The organism is Streptomyces sp. NPDC059895, from assembly GCF_042731035.1.
Taxonomy (GTDB): Bacteria; Actinomycetota; Actinomycetes; order Streptomycetales; family Streptomycetaceae; genus Streptomyces.
The window spans coordinates 212,311-229,716 of the sequence record NZ_JBHWKO010000009.1 but is presented as its reverse complement, the minus strand read 5'-3'; the positions used below and the strand labels follow the sequence as shown (position 1 = coordinate 229,716).

The following is a 17,406-nucleotide window of genomic DNA, read 5'->3' as shown; positions in this document are numbered from 1 at the left end:
TGGTGACTGCCGGGCGGGCGCCGGGGGGCCGGTGAGGAGCGGGGCGGTGACGGGCTCGGGGCCGGGCTCGGTGCCGCCGGCTCAGGCTTCCGCGACCTCGGCGTACACCTGGGACAGTTCGGGGACGCCGTGGGCGGCCCAGGCCTGTCCGTCGGAGACGACGTCGATCTCTCGGCCGGAGGCGAGACGGACCACCGGGCGGCCGTCGGGCCGGATCCGCCAGCCGGCGCCGGGCACGGTGCGCACCACGACCGTGCCGAGGTACAGCCCGGCGTCGTTGCCGAGCCAGGGCAGGAGTTCGTCGTCGTCGCGCCAGCGCGGCACCAGCTGGTCGAGCGTCTCCAGCGAGGCGGCGGTGTCGTCGAGCGCCGCGCCCTCCCGTCCCGCCAGGGAGCGCAGCAGCTCGCACTCGGCCAGGAGATCGCCGTAGCCGCCCGGTCCGTCGCCGTGCTCGGGGAACACCGCCACACCGACGGAGGGGTCACGCCTCTTGCGCCATTTGCCAAGAAAGGGGATCTCCATGGAACCAGCCTGACATTCGTACCGCCACGCACACCACAGGCGCGCGGGCCGTCGTGCCGATCACGGGCGCTGCGTCCGGTGCGGTGCGGCGAGTGCGTGATCGGTAGGGCGGTCCGCAGGTCAACGGGCGGGGCGCCGCCGGGAGTACGCCACTACACCTCCAGGTCGACGACGACCGGCGCGTGGTCCGAGGCGCCCTTGCCCTTGCGCTCCTCACGGTCGACGTAGGCGTCCTGCACGGCCTTGGCGAAGGGGGCGTTGCCGTATACGAGGTCGATGCGCATGCCGCGGTTCTTGGGGAAGCAGAGCTGGCGGTAGTCCCAGTACGTGAAGGGGTGCTCGTACTTCAGGGGGCGCGGTACCACGTCCGCCAGGCCCGCCTCGCGCAGCGAGGCGAGGGCGGCGCGCTCGGCGGGGGTGACGTGGGTGGAGCCCTCGAAGGCGGCCGGGTCGAAGACGTCGTCGTCCGTCGGCGCCACGTTGTAGTCGCCCAGCACGGCGAACGGGCGGCTGCCCGCCGCGTCACCGGCGACGGCGGCCCTGAGGGCCTCGAACCACTGGAGCTTGTAGGCGTAGTGGGGGTGGTCCACCTCGCGGCCGTTCGGCACGTAGACCGACCAGACGCGGACCGGGCCGCAGGTCGCGGAGATCGCGCGGGGCTCCGGGGCGCCGTCGTAGCCGGGATCGCCGGGCAGGCCCTTGACGACGTCCTCGAGGCCGACGCGGGAGAGCACCGCCACGCCGTTCCACCGGCCGGTGGCGTGGACCGCCGCCTCGTAGCCCAGCTCGCGCAGCTGGTCGAACGGGAACTGCTCCTCGGCGACCTTGGCCTCCTGGAGGCAGAGCACGTCGGTGCCGCTGCTCTCCAGCCAGGGCAGGAGCCTCGGCAGGCGGGCGGTGATCGAGTTGACGTTCCAGGTCGCGATGCGCATGCCTCACAACCTACCCGGAGCGTGTGACAACGCCGTCCTCAGAGCTCCGCCGAGGCCCCGGACGCCAGCCGGTCGTGCGGCGCGCCGCCCAGGTTGCCGAGGTGCGTGTCGTAGATGGGGCGGGCAAGGTCGGTGAGGAGGGCGTCGTGGATGTCGTAGACCCGCTGCGGCTCGACCTCGCGGACGTACTCGATGACCTCGGAGATCTTGCTCCAGGGGGCCTGGACCGGGGCCAGGAGGGTCTCCACCCGGTGGTCGGGCACGGTGAGCGCGTCTCCGGGGTGGAAGACGCGGCCGCCGTCGATCAGGTAGCCGACGTTGGTGACCCGCGGGAGGTCCGGGTGGATCACGGCGTGCAGTTCGCCGTGGACCTGGACGTCGAAGCCGGCGGCGGTGAAGGTGTCGCCGTGGCCGACGGTGTGGACGCGGCCCGGGAAGGCCGCCGCGAGCTTCTCCGCGACGGACCTCAGGGTCCAGATCTCGGTGCCCGGGCCGGCTTCCATGGCCGCCCGCAGCCGGGCCTCGTCGAAGTGGTCGGGGTGCTCGTGCGTGACGAGGAGGACGTCCGCGCCGAGTGCGGCGTCCTCCTCGGTGAACCCGCCCGGGTCGATGACGAGCGTGCGTCCGTCCTTCTCCAGGCGGACACAGGCGTGCGACTTCTTCGTGAGCTTGATGGGCTTCGTGGGCTTCGTGGGCGTCATGGGTCCATCCTGCCCCCGGCGGACCCTGCGTTCATTCGGTGGGCGTCGTCTCGTCGCGGATGACCTGCTGCGCCACCCGGAAGGCGCTGTTCGCCGCCGGTACGCCGCAGTAGACCGCCGCCTGGAGCAGGACCTCCTTGATCTCGTCGGGGGTGAGGCCGTTGCGCAGCGCGGCACGGGTGTGGAAGGCGAGCTCGTCCAGGTGGCCGCCGGCCACCAGCGCGGTGAGCGTGACGCAGGAGCGGGACCGCCGGTCGAGGCCGGGGCGGTCCCAGATCTCGCCCCAGGCGTAGCGGGTGACGAGTTCCTGGAAGTCGCCCGAGAAGTCGTCGGCCTGCGACAGGGCCCGGTCCACGTGGGCGTCGCCGAGCACCTCGCGGCGCACCTTCAGCCCCGCGTCGTAGGGGTCGGGGCGGCCCGTCGCCTGCGGCGGCGCCGCCACGGGCGCGGGCGCGATCTCGGCGATGGGCGCGGCCTGCGGGGGCACCGCCGGTACCTGCCGGAGCGAGACGCCGGGTACGGCGGTCTGGCCCGTGCTGTGGTCGTAGGCGGGCTGCCAGGCGGTGGAGAAGTGCCGGACCAGCAGGTCGGTGACGGCGGCGGGCTGCTCCACGGGCACCAGGTGGGAGGCGCCGGGGACGACGGCGAGGCGGGCGTCCGGGATGCCGGCCACCAGGGTGCGCGCCTCGGCCGGGCCGGTGACCTGGTCGTCCGAGCCGACGAGGACCAGGGTCGGCACGCCGACCTGGCCGAGTTCGGCACGCACGTCGAACGAGGCGAGCGCCTCGCAGGCCGCGATGTAGCAGCCGGGGTCTGTGGTGCGCACCATCTGCACGGCCCAGTCGGTGATCGCGGGCTGGGCCGCCGCGAAGCCGGTGGTGAACCAGCGGTCGGGCGAGGTGCGGGCGATGGGGTCGAGGCCGTTGGTGCGGACGATGACGCCTCTTTGCCGGAACTCGTCCGCCGTGCCGAACCGCGGCGAGGCCGCGATCAGCGCGAGCGAGGCGACCCGCTCGGGGTGGCGCAGGGCCAGCTCCACGCCGACCGCGCCGCCGAGCGCGCAGCCCGCGTAGCCGAACCGCTGCACGCCGAGCGCGTCGAGGGTGGCCAGCAGCCGCGCGGCCAGGTCGGCGACGGAGCCCGCCGGGTGGGCCGGGGCACCGCCGTGACCGGGCAGGTCGAAGCGGAAGACCCGCCATTGCTCGGCCAGTTCGGGCACCTGCCGGTCCCACATGTGCCATGTGGTGCCCAGGGAGGGACCCAGGATGAGGACCGGAGCGTCTTCTGGCCCGTCAAAGCGGTATTGCAGGGTGTTCGGTACTGTCTCGCTCACCCGTCTGACCCTCTCACGTATCACGAAATCTCACATAGCCGGGGCGAACCTAGCGGGTTCCGTCGCCCTCGCGGCGACAGGCCCCGCAGTGGTCATGGGGTCATGGGTCATGGGTCATGGGGATGGCCATGGGCCGGTACGCGATGGCGGAGCCTCACTCGGCCGTTCGCGCCTTGCCGCGCCCGTCCACCACAACGCCGCCGGCCCGTCCCACCACGACGCCGTCGGCCCGTCCGACGGGACGCGGCCGGAGCCGGGGTGAGCACCGGTGCCGGTGAAGGGGATTGTGTGGGGGACGTGTGATTTCCTCGCGTGCCCTTGGGGTCACGGCGGGCCCGAACATCGCCGCGTTGGCCGGAAACTGACGGCCCTCCCTGGCCGTAACTCCGTGCGAACGACGGTTTTCGGGCGGTGACGGCCGGGAAACACCGGCTGCGGGCCGTCGACTTCGGCGGGAATGCGCCCTTGCGTCCTTCCTGTGTGGTCTCGATCAGCGGGCGGCTTCGCAGCGGGGGCGCCCCCGGCAGGGCCGCGCGGCCCGTGAGATGGCCGTCACCGGCGGCATGACTAGCATGTGCCGGTACCCGGATCGGAGGAGCACGTCTTCCCCCTTCCTTCCGGGCCTGCGGCCGTCGTGTGTCGGTCGACCCGTTCTTCCTGCTCTCGAGGACCGAGGAACCGCGGAATGTCTGTGCCTGCATCTCCCAGTCAGCGTCGGTCAGCCGAAGTGCCCCAGACCTCGTCGGCCGTGCCCGTGACCGTGCTGCTGGTGGCCGGCGCGGCCGCGGGCGCGGCCATGGCTGCGGCCCCTGCCGCCGCCCGCACCTGGACGGTGGTCGCGGCTCTGGTCGCCTGGGCCTGCGTCGCGGTCACCGTCGTCGTCTGCGCCGTGCTGATCAGGCGGACCCGCCGGTCCGCCGCCGCGAGGGAAACCGAAGTCGCCCGGATGAGCGCCCACTCGGCGCAGCAGTCGGCGGAGTCGGCGCATCTGGTGAACGTCACCCTGCCCGCTCTCCTGGACCGGCTGCGGGAGGGCGAGGGGGCACGTGACGCCCTGGCGAAGGTGTCCCCGCCCTCCGATCCGCGGCTGCTTCAGGTCGTCCAGGCCTTCGCCTCCGCGATGGAGCAGGCCGTGCGGTACGCCACCGCCGCGGACACCGAACGGCGACGCGCCCGGCACGAACTGGACGGGATCACCCAGGAGATGGACCGGGTGGCGCAGCAGATGCTGCCCGCCGTGGTCGAGCAGTTGCGGGAGGGCAGCTCGGCCGACACCGTACTGGCCCGGCTGGAATGGCCCCCCTCCTCCGTGCTGCGGACACCCACAGAATCGTTCATCCGGGAACTCGCCCACAGCGAGCGGCGAGCCGCCGCCGCGCAGGCCGCCTCCGCGAAGGCCCTCAGCCGCGTCCAGGCCAAGACCGTGAGCATGCTCGCCGACCTGCGGGAGATGCAGGAGCGGCACGGCGAGGAGGTCTTCGGCGACCTGCTGAAGCTGGATCACAGCACGTCCCAGCTGGGCCTGATGACCGACCGGCTGGCGCTGCTGATGGGCGGCCGGTCCAGCCGCGCGTGGAACAAGCCGATCGTGATGGAGAGCATCCTGCGCGGTGCGGCCGGCCGGATCGCGGCGTATCAGCGCGTACGGCTGCACTGCTCCTCGAACGCCGCCGTCTCCGGTTTCGCCGCCGAAGGCGTCATGCACCTGCTCGCCGAGCTGGCGGACAACGCCGCCAACTTCTCGCCGCCGATCGACGAGGTCCACATCTACGTCGAGGAGCACAGCGCCGGGCTGATCGTCACGATCGAGGACAGCGGCCTGAAGATGGCCGACGCGGCGATGCGACGCGCCGAGGAGGCCGTGGCGGGCCGTGTGACGGACCTCGCCTCGTTGCAGGGCACGCGGCTCGGTCTGGCCGTGGTCGGGCGTCTGGCCCTCAAGTACGGCATCAGCGTCAACTACCGGCCGTCGTCGCGCGGAGGCACCGGCGTCGTCGTGCTGCTGCCCCTGAACCTGCTCGCGCAGCGGAGCGATGCCGCACCGCGGGAGACCGCGGGCCGTACCGCCGTCGCGGACGCCGTCCCCGGGCCGCGGGAGCCGGCCACGCGGCCCGCGGCGGGCTCACGCCCCTCAGCGGGCTCACGCCCCTCAGCGGGCTCACGCCCTTCCGTGGGCTCGCGCCCTTCCGTGGGCTCGCGGCCCGCGGCGGCCGAACTGCCCGCCCCGGCCGCGCGGCCGGCTCCCGCGGTCCGGTCCGCCGCCCCGGCGGAGGTCTCCGGCCAGGAAGCCCCCCGCAGTCCCCTGGCGGCCACCCCGAACGGTCTTCCCGTCCGGGCCCCCGGCCGTACGATGGCCGAGGCCGAGCGCGAACGTCACCAGCGCAGGGCGACGGCCGATTCCCCCGAGTCCGACGACACCCCGGGACGGACACGTCCGGCGGGGCGTGACGCCGGCTCGCGCTTCGGGGCCTTCCACAGCGGGCGCACCTCCGCCGGTGGCGCCGACGGGCCCGGGACCGACCCCGACCCCCGCCCCGGCTCCGGGCCACGGACCGGTCAGTAGCATCACGTCCCTTCCGGCGTCGGAGCCATGGCGCCACACTTCCCGCTCAAGCTCGTGAGATTGGAGGAACGGGCCGGCAACCGGCGTCTTAGGACACCACCGTCCCATCACCTACCATGCAGACCACCGACAACAGCCTCACCTGGCTTCTGCAGGGCCTTCTGGAGCGCACCCCCGGCACTCGGCACGTGCTGGTCCTGTCCCGGGACGGCCTGAAGCTGTGCTGGACCGAACACCTGGCGCTCGACCAGGCCGACCAGTTGGCAGCCATCTGCTCGGGCATGCAGTCCCTCGCCCAGGGGGCGTCCGTCGAGTTCGGTGACGGGAGCGGTGGGGTGCGGCACTCCATGACCGAGTTCCACGGTGGTCAGCTCTTCATCGTGCAGGCGGGCGAAGGCGCGCATCTGGCGGTCCTCGCCGAGGAGGACGCCGACCCCGGCGTGGTGGGGCATCAGATGACCGAGCTCGTCGAGCAGATCGGCGAGCACCTGCGGGCCGAGCCCCGCGAGAGCGCGCAGGGGAGCACATCGTCGTGATACGCCGGCCCGTGGACACGGGTGATCCCGACCGGCTCTACACGGTCACCGGCGGGCGCAGCCGTGCGGACGACGCGTTCGACCTGGTCACCCTGGTGGTCAGCGAGTGCCGGCCCACCGCCGGGATGCAGTCGGAGCACGCGCGGATCCTGGAACTGTGCCGGCATCCGACGGCCGTCGTCGAGATCGCCGCGGAGCTGAAGCTGCCGATCACGGTGGTGCGCATCCTGCTCGGCGACCTGCTCGCGATGAGCCGGATCACCGTCCGCCAACCGCCCGCGGCACGGTCCGCCGCCTCCTCACTCCCCGATTCCGCCTTTCTCAAGGAGGTGCTCCATGGGCTCCGCAACCTCTGAGCTGCCTTCCGTGCGCACACCGCTGTCCGATGCCGCCGAGACAGGCCTGAAGATCGTCGTCGTGGGCGGCTTCGGGGTCGGCAAGACGACTCTGGTCCGCTCGGTCAGCGAGATCCGTCCGCTCAACACCGAGGAGGTGATGACGCAGGCGGGTGTCGGCATCGACGAGACGAACAAGGTGGCGGCGAAGACCACCACGACGGTGGCGTTCGACTTCGGCCGGATCAGTCTCAACGAGAGCATGATCCTGTACCTGTTCGGCGCTCCGGGCCAGGAGCGCTTCTGGTTCCTGTGGGACCGGCTCTTCTCCGGCACGCTCGGCGCGGTCGTCCTCGTCGACACGCGCCGGATGGACGACTCCTGGTACGCGATAGACCGGCTGGAACACCACAAGACACCGTTCGTGGTGGCCGTCAACCGGTTCGACGACGAGCCGAACCGGTACTCCCTCGACGAGATCCGCCAGGCGCTCGCCCTGCCCGCGCACGTGCCGCTGGTCGACTGCGACGCCCGGGTCAGGTCGTCGGGCAAGGACGTGCTGATCACCCTCGTGGACCACCTCTACGAAATGGCCATGGCCCAGGAGAAGACACCGTGACCGACACCGGACCCCTTCCCCCGCACGCGGCTCCCCCGGGCTGCCCCGCCCACACGGGCGCGGTGCCCCTGGCCGGCCTCGAGTACCAGCAGGATCCCTCGCGGCTCTACCGGGCCCTGCGCCGGGAGCACGGCTCGGTCGCGCCCGTGCTGCTCGACGGGGACATCCCCGCCTGGCTGGTGCTCGGCTACTCCGAGGTCAGCTATGTGACGAGCCACGACGAGCTGTTCGCACGCGACTCGCGGCGCTGGAACCAGTGGAAGAACATCCCCGCGGACTGGCCGCTGCTGCCGTTCGTCGGGTATCAGCCCTCGGTGCTGTTCACCGAGGGCGAGGAGCACCGGCGGCGGTCCGAGGTGATCACGGACGCCCTGGAGGGCGTCGACCAGTTCGAGCTGGCGCGCGAGTGCCGGCAGATCGCCGACCAGCTCATCGCGTCGTTCGCCGGGAGCGGTCAGGCCGAGCTGATGAGCGCGTACGCGCACGCGCTGCCGATGCGCGCCGTCGTCCAGATGTGCGGGATGCCGCACACGGGCGAGGACACCCAGCGGCTCGTGGAGGATCTGCAGATCTCCCTCGACGCGACCGAGGGCCAGGATCCGGTGGCCGCCTACATGCGGGTGGCCGAGCGGATCCAGCAGCTGGTGAAGGAGAAGCGGGAGCGCCCGGGCCCGGACGTCACCTCGCGCATGCTGCTGCACCCGGCCGGACTGACCGACGAGGAGGCCGTCCAGGACCTGATCACCATCATCGCCGCGGCGCAGCAGCCGACCGCCAACTGGATCTGCAACACGCTGCGGCTGCTGCTCACCGACGAGCGGTTCGCCCTGAGCGTGTCGGGCGGCCGGCTCAGTGTGGGCGAGGCGCTGAACGAGGTGCTCTGGCTCGACACACCGACGCAGAACTTCATCGGCCGCTGGGCCGTGCGCGACACCCAGCTCGGCGGACGGCGGATCCAGGCGGGTGACTGCGTCGTGCTGGGTCTCGCCGCGGCCAACACCGATCCGCAGATCTGGCCGGAATCGTACGTCGGGGCGGAGAACGCCGCGCACCTGTCGTTCAGCAACGGGGAGCACCGGTGCCCCTATCCGGCCCCGCTGCTGGCCGACGTCATGGCCCGTACGGGGGTCGAGAACCTGCTGGAGCGCCTGCCCGACCTGGTCCTCGCCGTGGAGCCGGAGGAACTGACCTGGCGGCCGTCCATCTGGATGCGCGGCCTGACCGCCCTGCCGGTGGAGTTCACCCCGGTGGTGCAGTAGCGCACCGCCCGGGGCGGACGGCCTCCCCGGGCGGGTCGTTCCCGGCGGGGAAGCGCCCGCGCAGACCGCGCAGACCGCCGGCCTGCCGCCCGGCCCTTCGGCGGCGCGGAACGGCGGTCCGGTCCGCGCGACCTGTACGGAACATCAGCTTCCGACGGGGGTGAACCGCACCGGCACGGCCTGCGGGCCCCGGGTGAAGACGCCCTGTTCCACGAGGTCGGCCTCGTCGGCGAGGCGTATGTCGGGCATGGCGTCGAGGAGCTGGCCGACACCGATCTCGACCTCGGCCTTCGCGAGGAGGGCACCGACGCAGAAGTGCCGGCCGAGCGCGAAGGCGAGGTGATCGGCGGCGGCCGAGAAGGCGGTGGTCGTGGTCAGGTCCTCGCGGAAGATGTCGAACCGGTCCGGATCGCGGTAGCGGCTCTCGTCCCGGTTCGCGGCCCCGATCAGGCAGGTGACGGTGGCGCCGGCCGGGATGACACCGCTGCTGAGCGTGACCTCGGTGGCCGACTGCCGCATGATCATGTGCACGGGAGGCGTGTGGCGCAGCGTCTCGGCGAAGGCGCGGGCGATCAGGCTGCGGTCCTCGCGGACGGCCGCCAGCTGCTCGGGGTGGAGCAGGAGGTTGGCGAAGATGCCGGCGATCGCCTTGTCCGTCGTCTCGCCCCCCGCGGCGAGCAGCAGGCTGCAGAAGGCCTTGATGTCCTCGTCGCTCATCCTCACGCCGTCGACCTCGGCGGCGCACAGCGCGGACAACAGGTCGTCACCGGGGTTGTCGCGGCGCGCCCGGATGATCGGGACCATGTACTCGGCGAACTCGACCCGGGTCCGCTCCCCCGCCGCGGCGACCTCGGGGTCGCCCGAGAGGTTGCCGAGGAAGGCGATGACGGACGTGTACCAGCGGTGGAACCGGGCGTGATCGGCCTTGTCCAGGCCCAGCATGTCCGCGATCACGTTGACCGGGAAGCGGGTCGCGTAGTCGGCCACCAGGTCGGCGGATCCGGTGTGCCGGAACGCGTCGATCAGCTCACGGGAGTTGCGCTCGATCACGGGCAGGAACTTCTCCTGCAGGTCGCTGCCGCGGAAGGCGGGGGCGACGAGCGCCCGCCTCACCGCGTGCTCCCGCCCGCTGAGCTGGAGGATCGTCCTGCCGTGCACGGGTTCGAGCTGCCAGTCGTAGTTCTCGGTGGTGAACTCGCCGTCCCTGTCCTTGAAGACGCGCTCCACGTCCTCGTAGCGCGAGATGACGTAGCTCTGCGTGGCCTCGTGCCAGAACAGCGGAGCGCTCTCGCGCATCACGCGGTAGGCCTGGTAGGGGTCCGCGGCGAACTCGGGCGAGAGGATGTCGGGGACCTGCTGCTGCGCGGTGGGCATGGAGCTCCCTCGGGCGGTAACGGATGTACCGGCCAAGATTATTGATCAACCGGCACCCGCGACAGCCCGCCCCGGTCGCCTCTTCCGCTATGCACGAGTGTTGGCCGAAAACCGTCCCGGCGTGGTGGTCCTGTGCCGTTCGACGGCTCGGACATCGTGACGGACCGCGAACCCCGCCATCGACCAGGGCACCTGCGGCACCGGGCCGCGGAGTTCCACACCGGATGTGACGTCGTCCGCAGGTGCGCGGGAAGGCGGCATACGGCAGGGCGGCATACGGCAGGGCGGCGTACGGCAGGGCGGAGTGCCCGGCAGGGCGGAGTGCCCGGCAAGGCGGAGTGCCCGGCAAGGCGGAGTGCCCGGCAAGGCGGAGTGCCCGGCAAGGCGGCTACGGGAAGGCGGCGTACGGCGCCAGGGTCGGTCAGAGGGTGTCGCCGGGGCCTCCGAGGCCGGTCAGGGCGCCCACCGGGTCGGGGTCGGGTGTGCCGCGCGGCCACCAGTCGTCGTGGCCCGGCTCCGACTCGTAGGCGTACCACAGCCCGTCGCGGCCCAGGCGGAGCTGGACGTGGCCGCGGGGGTGGGTGAGGTGGTTGTGCCAGGGGCGGAAGGCGGGCAGGTCGGCGGCGAGGAGGAGGGGGCGGGCCCGGTCGAAACGTCCGGCCGGCGGGTCCCAGGGCTCCTCCAGGACGGCGAGCCCGTCCGGGCCGCCCTGGTGCCAGGCGGCGACCGCGCGTGCCAGCTCTGCCGGGGTGCGGCCGGCGGCTGAGGCGAGGGAGGAGTAGAGGGCGCGGGTGGACGCCGTGAGCCCCGAGCCCGGCCGGGACGCGGCGATGCGGACGGCGTCCTGCCAGAGGGTCAGTCCACCGGTCGCGTCCTGGCCGGTGGTCAGCAGGGCGTGGGCGCGGGCGGCCGCGTCGGTGGCGAGCTGGTCCAGCGCGAAGGAGTCGGGGCCGTCCGGGACGGCGGGGTAGGCCGGGGGCTGGCCGGGGTGCGGGGGCGGGGGCAGCGGGGCCGGGAGGGGCGGGAGCGGGCGCGCGACGGCGAGGGCCTCCGTGGCGCGGACGCCGGGCACCGGCTCCGGCTCCCGCTCCTGGGCGGCACGGGCGGCCCGGGTCGCGTTGCGGCGGGACAGCGCGTCGAGGAGTTCGCGTTCGCCCCGCCCGCGCAGCAGGAGCAGCACGAACGGGTCGGCGTCCAGCAGACGCGCGGTCTGGTAGCAGAGGGCGGCGGCGTGCTTGCAGGGATGACCGCGGTCGGGGCAACTGCAGTGCGGCTCCAGGTCACCGGGGCCGGGAAGCAGCGGCACCCCGCACCCGGCGAGCGACGCGGGCATCTCCTTGTCGAGCAGCGCGGCGATGTGCCCGGGACGCTCGACGGCCGCGTCGAGGAAGCGTTCCCAGTCGTCGTCGCCCAGGGTGCGCAGCCGCACCTGCACCCGGTACGGGCGGGGGCGGCTGCCCTGCACGTACGCGAGGACCAGGCCGGGCGTGACCGTGATGGCGTCGACGTTCCCCCGCTCGGCGTAACGCCGGCCGCGGGCGAGGCGCTCGGCGTCCAGGGCGCCCTCCTCCAGCGCGGTGACCCAGGCGTCGCCCCACCAGGTCTCGGCGAAGCCGCCGTCCGCGCCGGTCGTCCGGGCCGGGAAGGCGGGGAAGGTACGCCGGAGGTCGCCGTCCCGCGAGGGCGCGGCCATGGAACGGGGCGTGCGGGAGGAGGAGGAGGAGGAGGAGGAGGATCTGGACGGTGCGGACTGATCCGCGATGACGGTCGCGTCCTCGGCAACGGTCGGATCGTCGGGAACGGCCAGGTTCTCGGGAACGATCAGGTCCTCAGGAACGGTCACATCCTCGGAAACGGCCAGGCCCTCCGGCACGGCCAGGTCCCCGGAAACGGTCTGCTCCCCGGACGCGGTCTGATCCTCGGATCCGGTCTGATCCTCGGGCGGCATCCGGAAGGCGCCCGTGAGGAAGTCCCGTACGTGACGCGCGCGGTCGTCGGCGACGGTGTCGGGCGTCCGGCCGGGGCGTCCGGCGGGCGTGGGGTGTGCGCTCGTCCGGAAGGACCGGCGAGTGGCGGTGCGGGCCTTGGGCCCCCCGGGTCCCCCGGTTCCCCCGGCTCCCCCGGCTCCCCCGGCTCCCCCGGGCCCTCCGGCTCCCCCCGGCCCCCCGCTTCCCTCGGGCCCGCCGGGGCCGTCCGTGCCCTGCCGTGCCTGTGCGCGGGCCGCCCGCAGCGCCGCGCGCGCGACGTCGCCGGGCCGCGAGCCGGTCGCCGGCGGTGGGGGGAGCTGCTCGCCGGCTGCCGCGGAGCCCGTCGCGGGGGCGGCCGCGGGAGGAACGTCGGCGTCCTTCGCGGGGGTGTCCCCGTCCGTGTCCGTTCGGGGGGTGTCCGCCGCACGCCGCAGCGCGGCACGGGCGGCGTCACCGGGCCGGGGCCCGCGGGGGGCGGGCTCCTGCTCCTGCGGCCGTGCCCGCGCCGCGCGCAGGGCCCGGCGTGCCGCGTCCGCCGGGCGGGCGTCCCGCTCCTCCATCACGCCTCCCTCCGCAGCCGGACCAGGTCGGACAGCTCACGGTCGGTCAGTTCCGTCAGGGCCGCCTCGCCGGTGCCGAGGATCGCGTCGGACAGGGCGCGCTTGGACTCCAGCATCTCGGCGATGCGGTCCTCGACGGTGCCCTCGGTGATGAGGCGGTGGACCTGGACGGGCTGGGTCTGGCCGATGCGGTAGGCGCGGTCGGTGGCCTGTTCCTCCACGGCCGGGTTCCACCAGCGGTCGAAGTGGACGACATGGCCCGCGCGGGTGAGGTTGAGGCCGGTGCCGGCCGCCTTCAGCGACAGGACCAGGACGGGCGTCGCGCCGCTCTGGAAGCGGTCCACCATGCGCTCGCGCTCGGGGACCGGGGTGCCGCCGTGGAGGAGGTCCACGGGGACCGCGCGGCCGGCCAGGTGGGCGGTGATCAGACGGGCCATGCCGACGTACTGGGTGAAGACGAGGGCCGAGCCGTCCTCGGCGAGCAGGGTGTCCAGCAGTTCGTCGAGGAGGGCGAGTTTGCCGGAGCGGGCGGCGAGGGCGTCGCCGGTGGCGGGGGACTCCTCCTTGAGGTAGAGGGCCGGGTGGTCGCAGATCTGCTTGAGGGCGCCCAGGAGCTTGAGGACCAGGCCGCGCCGGGCGATGCCGTCCGCCGTGCCGATCGCGGCCATCGACTCGCGCACCACCGCCTCGTACAGCGCGGCCTGTTCCCGGGTGAGGGGGACGGGGTGGTCGGTCTCGGTCTTGGGCGGCAGCTCGGGGACGATGCCGGGGTCGGACTTCCTGCGGCGCAGCAGGAAGGGGCGGACCAGCCGCGCGAGGCGCTCCACCGCCTCCTGGTCCTCGCCGTTCTCCACCGCGCGGGCGTGCCGGGCGCGGAAGGACTTCAGGGGGCCGAGGAGGCCGGGGGTCGTCCAGTCCAGGAGGGCCCACAGCTCGGACAGGTTGTTCTCCACGGGGGTGCCGGTGAGCGCCACGCGCGCGGGGGACGGGAGGGTGTGCAGGGCCTTCGCCGTCGCCGAGTACGGGTTCTTGACGTGCTGGGCCTCGTCCGCGACGACCATGCCCCACGGCTGCCGGGCGAGCGTGGGGGCCGCCGAGCGCATGGTGCCGTACGTGGTGAGGACGAAGCCGCCGCTCAGGTCGTCCAGGGAGCGGTCGGCGCCGTGGAAGCGGCGGACGGGCACGCCGGGCGCGAAGCGGGTGATCTCGCGCTGCCAGTTGCCGAGGAGGGAGGCCGGGCAGACCACCAGGGTGGGTTCGGGGCGGGCCCGCTTCAGGTGCAGGGCGATGACGGTGACCGTCTTGCCGAGGCCCATGTCGTCGGCGAGGCAGCCGCCGAGGCCGAGGGAGGTCATGAGGTCCAGCCAGGCCAGTCCCCGCAGCTGGTAGTCGCGGAGGGTGGCGTGCAGGCCGGGCGGCGGTTCGGCGGGGCGCACCCCGGCGGTGAGGCGGTCGCGCAGGACGGCCAGGGCCCCGACGGGGACCGCCTCGACGCTCTCGCCGTCCACCTCGGCGGTGCCGGTGAGGGCGACGGACAGGGCGTCGACCGGGTCCAGCAGACCCAGTTCGCGTTTGCGGGCCTTGCGGACGAGGGCGGGGTCGACGAGGACCCACCGGTCCCGCAGCCGGACGACCGGGCGGTGGGCCTCGGCGAGCGCGTCCATCTCGGCCTCGCTGAGGGGGTCGCCGCCGAGCGCCAGCTGCCAGCGGAACCGGAGCAGTTCCTCGCTCTCGAAGAAGCCGGTGCCGTCGGTCGCGGAGCCCGGCGCGGGCCGTACCACCGCGGTGGCGCTCAGGTCCTGGGCGAGGTCCCTCGGCCAGTGCACGGCGACCCCGGCGGCGGCGAGGCGGGTAGCGGCCACGCCCAGCAGGTCGCTGAGCTCGTCCTCGGAGAGGGCGAGGACGTCGGGTGCGTCCTGGTCGGCGAGGCGGGCGAGCGGCGGCCAGACGCGGGCGGCGCGCCGGACGGCTAGGGCGGCGTCGACCCGCGCGCGAGGGCCGAAGGCGCCGTCCGCCTCGCCCGCCCACAGGGCCGTGGCGTCGGTGACGAGGGTGGGGTCGGCGAGGCTGTGCACCTGGACGATCGCGGCGCCCGCGCGGCGCGCCCCCTCGCCGTCGTCGAACAGGTCGTAGGCGGACAGGTCCAGTCGCAGCGAGATCCGTACGCCCGCGTCCATGCCGGCGGCGACCTCCGCCGCCCAGTCGTGGGCGCCGGGCAGCCGCTGCGGCCGGCGGTCCGCGAAGGGCTTCCCGCAGGCGTACGGCGCGGCGGGGGTGCGGGGCAGGGTGTCCGCGACGGCGTCCAGGAAGGACCGCATCAGGGATTCGGGACGGGGCAGGCGCAGCGGTCCGGGGCCGGGCAGCGGGACGGCGTGCCCTTCGTACGGCAGGGCCGCGGCGATCGCGCGCAGGTGCGCGATGTCCTCCGGGTCGAGCGGGCCCGCCCGCCAGGCGTCGTGGCCGGTGGGGGTCAGACCGGGCAGCAGGCGGCCGCGGGCGGCGAGCCGCAGCGCGTGCAGGGCGGCCGCGCCCCAGCAGGCTGTCGCGGGGTGGGCGGCGGGGTCGCGGCGGGCGCGCACCAGGAGCGGCAGCGCGGTGTCGAGCGGCAGCGACAGCGCGGGGGCCGGGCGGCGGCGGACGCCGGATCCATGGCGCCGTACGACGGTGAGTTCGGTGGCGTCGGCGCCGGCCGCGGTGGGCAGGGGGCCGTCCTGCGGGTCCCAGAACGCGATCCGGCCGTCGCGCGGGAGGGGGGCGGGCAGGAAGACGGCGGGGAGCCGCACGCCGAGCGGCTCGGCGGCCGGGTGCCCGGCGGTGGGCGCGGTCGTGTCGCTCAGGGGCATACGCGGTCTCCACCTCCCGCCCGTGGTGTCGGATCAGTCGTCTCCGACTCTACGGGCGGGGTCTGACAATCGGGCCCGGCACCCGCGCCGGGCCCGTACGGTCGGGGAACCGCGCGGTCAGGGAACCGTGCGGGAGACGACGTACACCATGGGATAGAGCGGGTTGGCGGTGTTCACGACCACGTCCAGCGTCGGATCGGGGTCCTCCTGCTCGCGGACGAAGCCGAGGTAGTCGCCGTCGCGGGAGCCGGGTCCGGCGAACCGCCAGCCGGTGACGTTCCGGTCGCGCTCGCTGATGGTGATCTCGTCCTTCTCCAGGGCGGTCCGGGTCAGGCCGAGCTCCGCGAGGAAGGCGTCGAGGCCGGCGTGCGTGGTCTGGAACTGCACGTAGAGACGGCTGGTCCGCCAGTTGTTCGTCTCGTAGTAGGCGACCTTGTTCGCGGGGTGCGGGACCGGCACCTGGTACAGGCGGCGCTGGACCTTCGACGGCCAGCCCTCGGTGAGGCCGGTCGCCGAGTACTTCGCCTCCTTGTCCTTGCCGCTGTCGCGGCTCTGGTTGGCGGAGATCACCAGGTAGCCGGCCGGGACGCCGATGAGCAGCACGATGATGAGCAGGGTGAGCGCCCGGCGGCGGATCACGTGCCCCCGGGTCTCCGGTGTGCGGGACTGCTCCTGCGGGGGCGCGGCCTGGTGCGGCAGCGAGGCCGTCATGCGGTGTCCCTGGCCCGGCGGGCGGCCTCCGCGAACCGCTCGTAGCGTTCGTGGCGCTCCACGCGGCGGCGCTTGGCGCGCCGGAAGCGGCGGGCGACCAGGCGGGCCAGGTCGGCGGCGCCGACCATGCCGGCCTCGGGGCCGAGCTGGGCGCGCACGATGCGGGCCTCGGGGCGGTAGCCGCGGCCGGTGAGGTGCCGCTTGAACGCGTCGCGCGCGGGGCCGATCAGCAGGTCGTCGGCGGCCGAGACGCCGCCGCCGATGACGAAGCACGACGGGTCGAGGGCGGCGGCCAGGTTGGCGATGCCGACGCCGAGCCACTGGCCGATGTCCTGGAGCAGCTCGATGCACATCGCGTCGCCCTCCCGGGCGAGCTCGGTGATCATCGGGCCGCTGATGTCCCCGATCTGCCCCTTGACGTGCTCGATGATCCCGTACGCCACCGGCGAGTCCGCGGCGGCCAGCTCCTTGGCCTCTCTGACCAGGGCGTTGCCGGAGCTGTACTGCTCCCAGCAGCCGCGGTTGCCGCACGGGCAGCGGTGTCCGCCGGGCACGACCTGCATGTGCCCGAACTCGCCGGCGACGCCGTACCTGCCGCGCTTGACCTGGCCGTCCTCGAGGATCGCGCCGCCGATGCCGGTGCCGAGGGTGATCATCACCAGGTGGTCCTCGCCCCGGCCGGCGCCGAACCGCCACTCCGCCCAGGCGGCGGTGTTGGCGTCGTTGTCGACGAGGACGGGCACGGAGAGCCTGGCCGAGATGCGGTCCCGGAGGGGCTCGTTGCGCCAGGACAGGTGGGGGGCGAACAGGACGCGGTTGCGGTCGGCGTCGACCCAGCCGGCCGCGCCGATGCCGACCGCGTGGACGTCGTGCCGGTCGGACAGGTCCAGGACCAGCTCGACGATCGTGTCCTCGACGACCTTGGGGCTCTTGGACTTGTCCGGGGTCTCCGTGCGGACCTTCTCCAGGATGTTGCCGTCGGCGTCGACGACGCCCGCCATCACCTTGGTGCCGCCGATGTCGATGCCGACCGTGGGCACGCGGGGCGCGGTCAGGTGCGAGCGGCGTTCCCGGGTGCCCACGGTGCGGAGCGCCGGCGCGCGGCGGGAGCCGATGGGGGCGGTGAAGTTGCCGTAGGTGCTCATCAAGGC

14 protein-coding genes are annotated in these 17,406 nt (G+C 73.7%); 5 read left to right on the top strand and 9 right to left on the bottom strand.

The genetic code is table 11. The annotated features are described in order from the left end of the window. Positions 1–81 precede the first annotated feature (81 nt). From ACFV9M_RS14090 to pcaC, 4 genes are all read right to left on the bottom strand, one after another. Positions 82–522: a DUF6278 family protein gene (locus ACFV9M_RS14090; RefSeq protein WP_385066183.1), complete on the bottom strand. Its 441-nt coding sequence runs from the start codon at positions 520–522 to the stop codon at positions 82–84. Positions 523–674: 152 nt separating this feature from the next. Then, entirely contained in the window at positions 675–1,454 is a 780-nt protein-coding gene (locus ACFV9M_RS14085) for an exodeoxyribonuclease III (protein WP_385066185.1), read from the bottom strand. A 38-nt stretch (positions 1,455–1,492) separates the two neighbouring features. Continuing rightward, the gene (locus ACFV9M_RS14080; protein WP_385066325.1) at positions 1,493–2,128 is read right to left on the bottom strand and encodes an MBL fold metallo-hydrolase; all 636 of its coding nucleotides are present in this window, start codon (positions 2,126–2,128) and stop codon (positions 1,493–1,495) included. Between the two features lie 58 nt (positions 2,129–2,186). Next, positions 2,187–3,488, bottom strand: a complete 1,302-nt coding sequence (gene pcaC / locus ACFV9M_RS14075; protein WP_385066187.1) for a 4-carboxymuconolactone decarboxylase — start codon at positions 3,486–3,488, stop codon at positions 2,187–2,189. A gap of 685 nt (positions 3,489–4,173) precedes the next feature. On the opposite strand from pcaC, the gene ACFV9M_RS14070 reads away from it, so the two are divergent. From ACFV9M_RS14070 to ACFV9M_RS14050, 5 genes are all read left to right on the top strand, one after another. Further along, positions 4,174–6,051, top strand: a complete 1,878-nt coding sequence (locus tag ACFV9M_RS14070) for an ATP-binding protein (RefSeq protein ID WP_385066189.1) — start codon at positions 4,174–4,176, stop codon at positions 6,049–6,051. Positions 6,052–6,167: 116 nt separating this feature from the next. Next, positions 6,168–6,587 carry a roadblock/LC7 domain-containing protein gene (locus ACFV9M_RS14065; protein WP_385066191.1) on the top strand — a complete coding sequence of 140 codons (420 nt, stop codon included), beginning with the start codon at positions 6,168–6,170 and terminating at the stop codon, positions 6,585–6,587. Further along, positions 6,584–6,943: a DUF742 domain-containing protein gene (locus tag ACFV9M_RS14060; RefSeq protein ID WP_385066193.1), complete on the top strand. Its 360-nt coding sequence runs from the start codon at positions 6,584–6,586 to the stop codon at positions 6,941–6,943. Before ACFV9M_RS14065 ends, ACFV9M_RS14060 begins: the two co-directional genes overlap by 4 nt. Then, complete coding sequence (locus ACFV9M_RS14055) at positions 6,924–7,541, top strand: ATP/GTP-binding protein (protein ID WP_385066196.1); 618 nt, start codon at positions 6,924–6,926, stop codon at positions 7,539–7,541. The genes ACFV9M_RS14060 and ACFV9M_RS14055 overlap by 20 nt, the downstream gene beginning before the upstream one ends. Then, positions 7,538–8,800, top strand: a complete 1,263-nt coding sequence (locus tag ACFV9M_RS14050) for a cytochrome P450 (protein WP_385066199.1) — start codon at positions 7,538–7,540, stop codon at positions 8,798–8,800. The genes ACFV9M_RS14055 and ACFV9M_RS14050 overlap by 4 nt, the downstream gene beginning before the upstream one ends. Before the next feature lie 144 nt (positions 8,801–8,944). Here ACFV9M_RS14050 and ACFV9M_RS14045 read toward each other — a convergent pair whose 3' ends face one another. The 5 genes from ACFV9M_RS14045 to ACFV9M_RS14025 all read right to left on the bottom strand — a co-directional run bounded on the left by ACFV9M_RS14045 (position 8,945) and on the right by ACFV9M_RS14025 (position 17,400). Continuing rightward, complete coding sequence (locus ACFV9M_RS14045) at positions 8,945–10,174, bottom strand: cytochrome P450 (RefSeq protein WP_385066201.1); 1,230 nt, start codon at positions 10,172–10,174, stop codon at positions 8,945–8,947. A gap of 421 nt (positions 10,175–10,595) precedes the next feature. After that, entirely contained in the window at positions 10,596–12,701 is a 2,106-nt protein-coding gene (locus ACFV9M_RS14040; RefSeq protein ID WP_385066203.1) for an SWIM zinc finger family protein, read from the bottom strand. Beyond that, positions 12,701–15,544, bottom strand: a complete 2,844-nt coding sequence (locus tag ACFV9M_RS14035) for a DEAD/DEAH box helicase (protein ID WP_385066206.1) — start codon at positions 15,542–15,544, stop codon at positions 12,701–12,703. The genes ACFV9M_RS14040 and ACFV9M_RS14035 overlap by 1 nt, the downstream gene beginning before the upstream one ends. Before the next feature lie 117 nt (positions 15,545–15,661). Further along, the gene (locus ACFV9M_RS14030; protein WP_385066209.1) at positions 15,662–16,255 is read right to left on the bottom strand and encodes a sugar kinase; all 594 of its coding nucleotides are present in this window, start codon (positions 16,253–16,255) and stop codon (positions 15,662–15,664) included. Continuing rightward, positions 16,252–17,400, bottom strand: a complete 1,149-nt coding sequence (locus ACFV9M_RS14025; RefSeq protein WP_385066327.1) for an ROK family glucokinase — start codon at positions 17,398–17,400, stop codon at positions 16,252–16,254. The genes ACFV9M_RS14030 and ACFV9M_RS14025 overlap by 4 nt, the downstream gene beginning before the upstream one ends. Between the last annotated feature and the right edge of the window lie 6 nt (positions 17,401–17,406).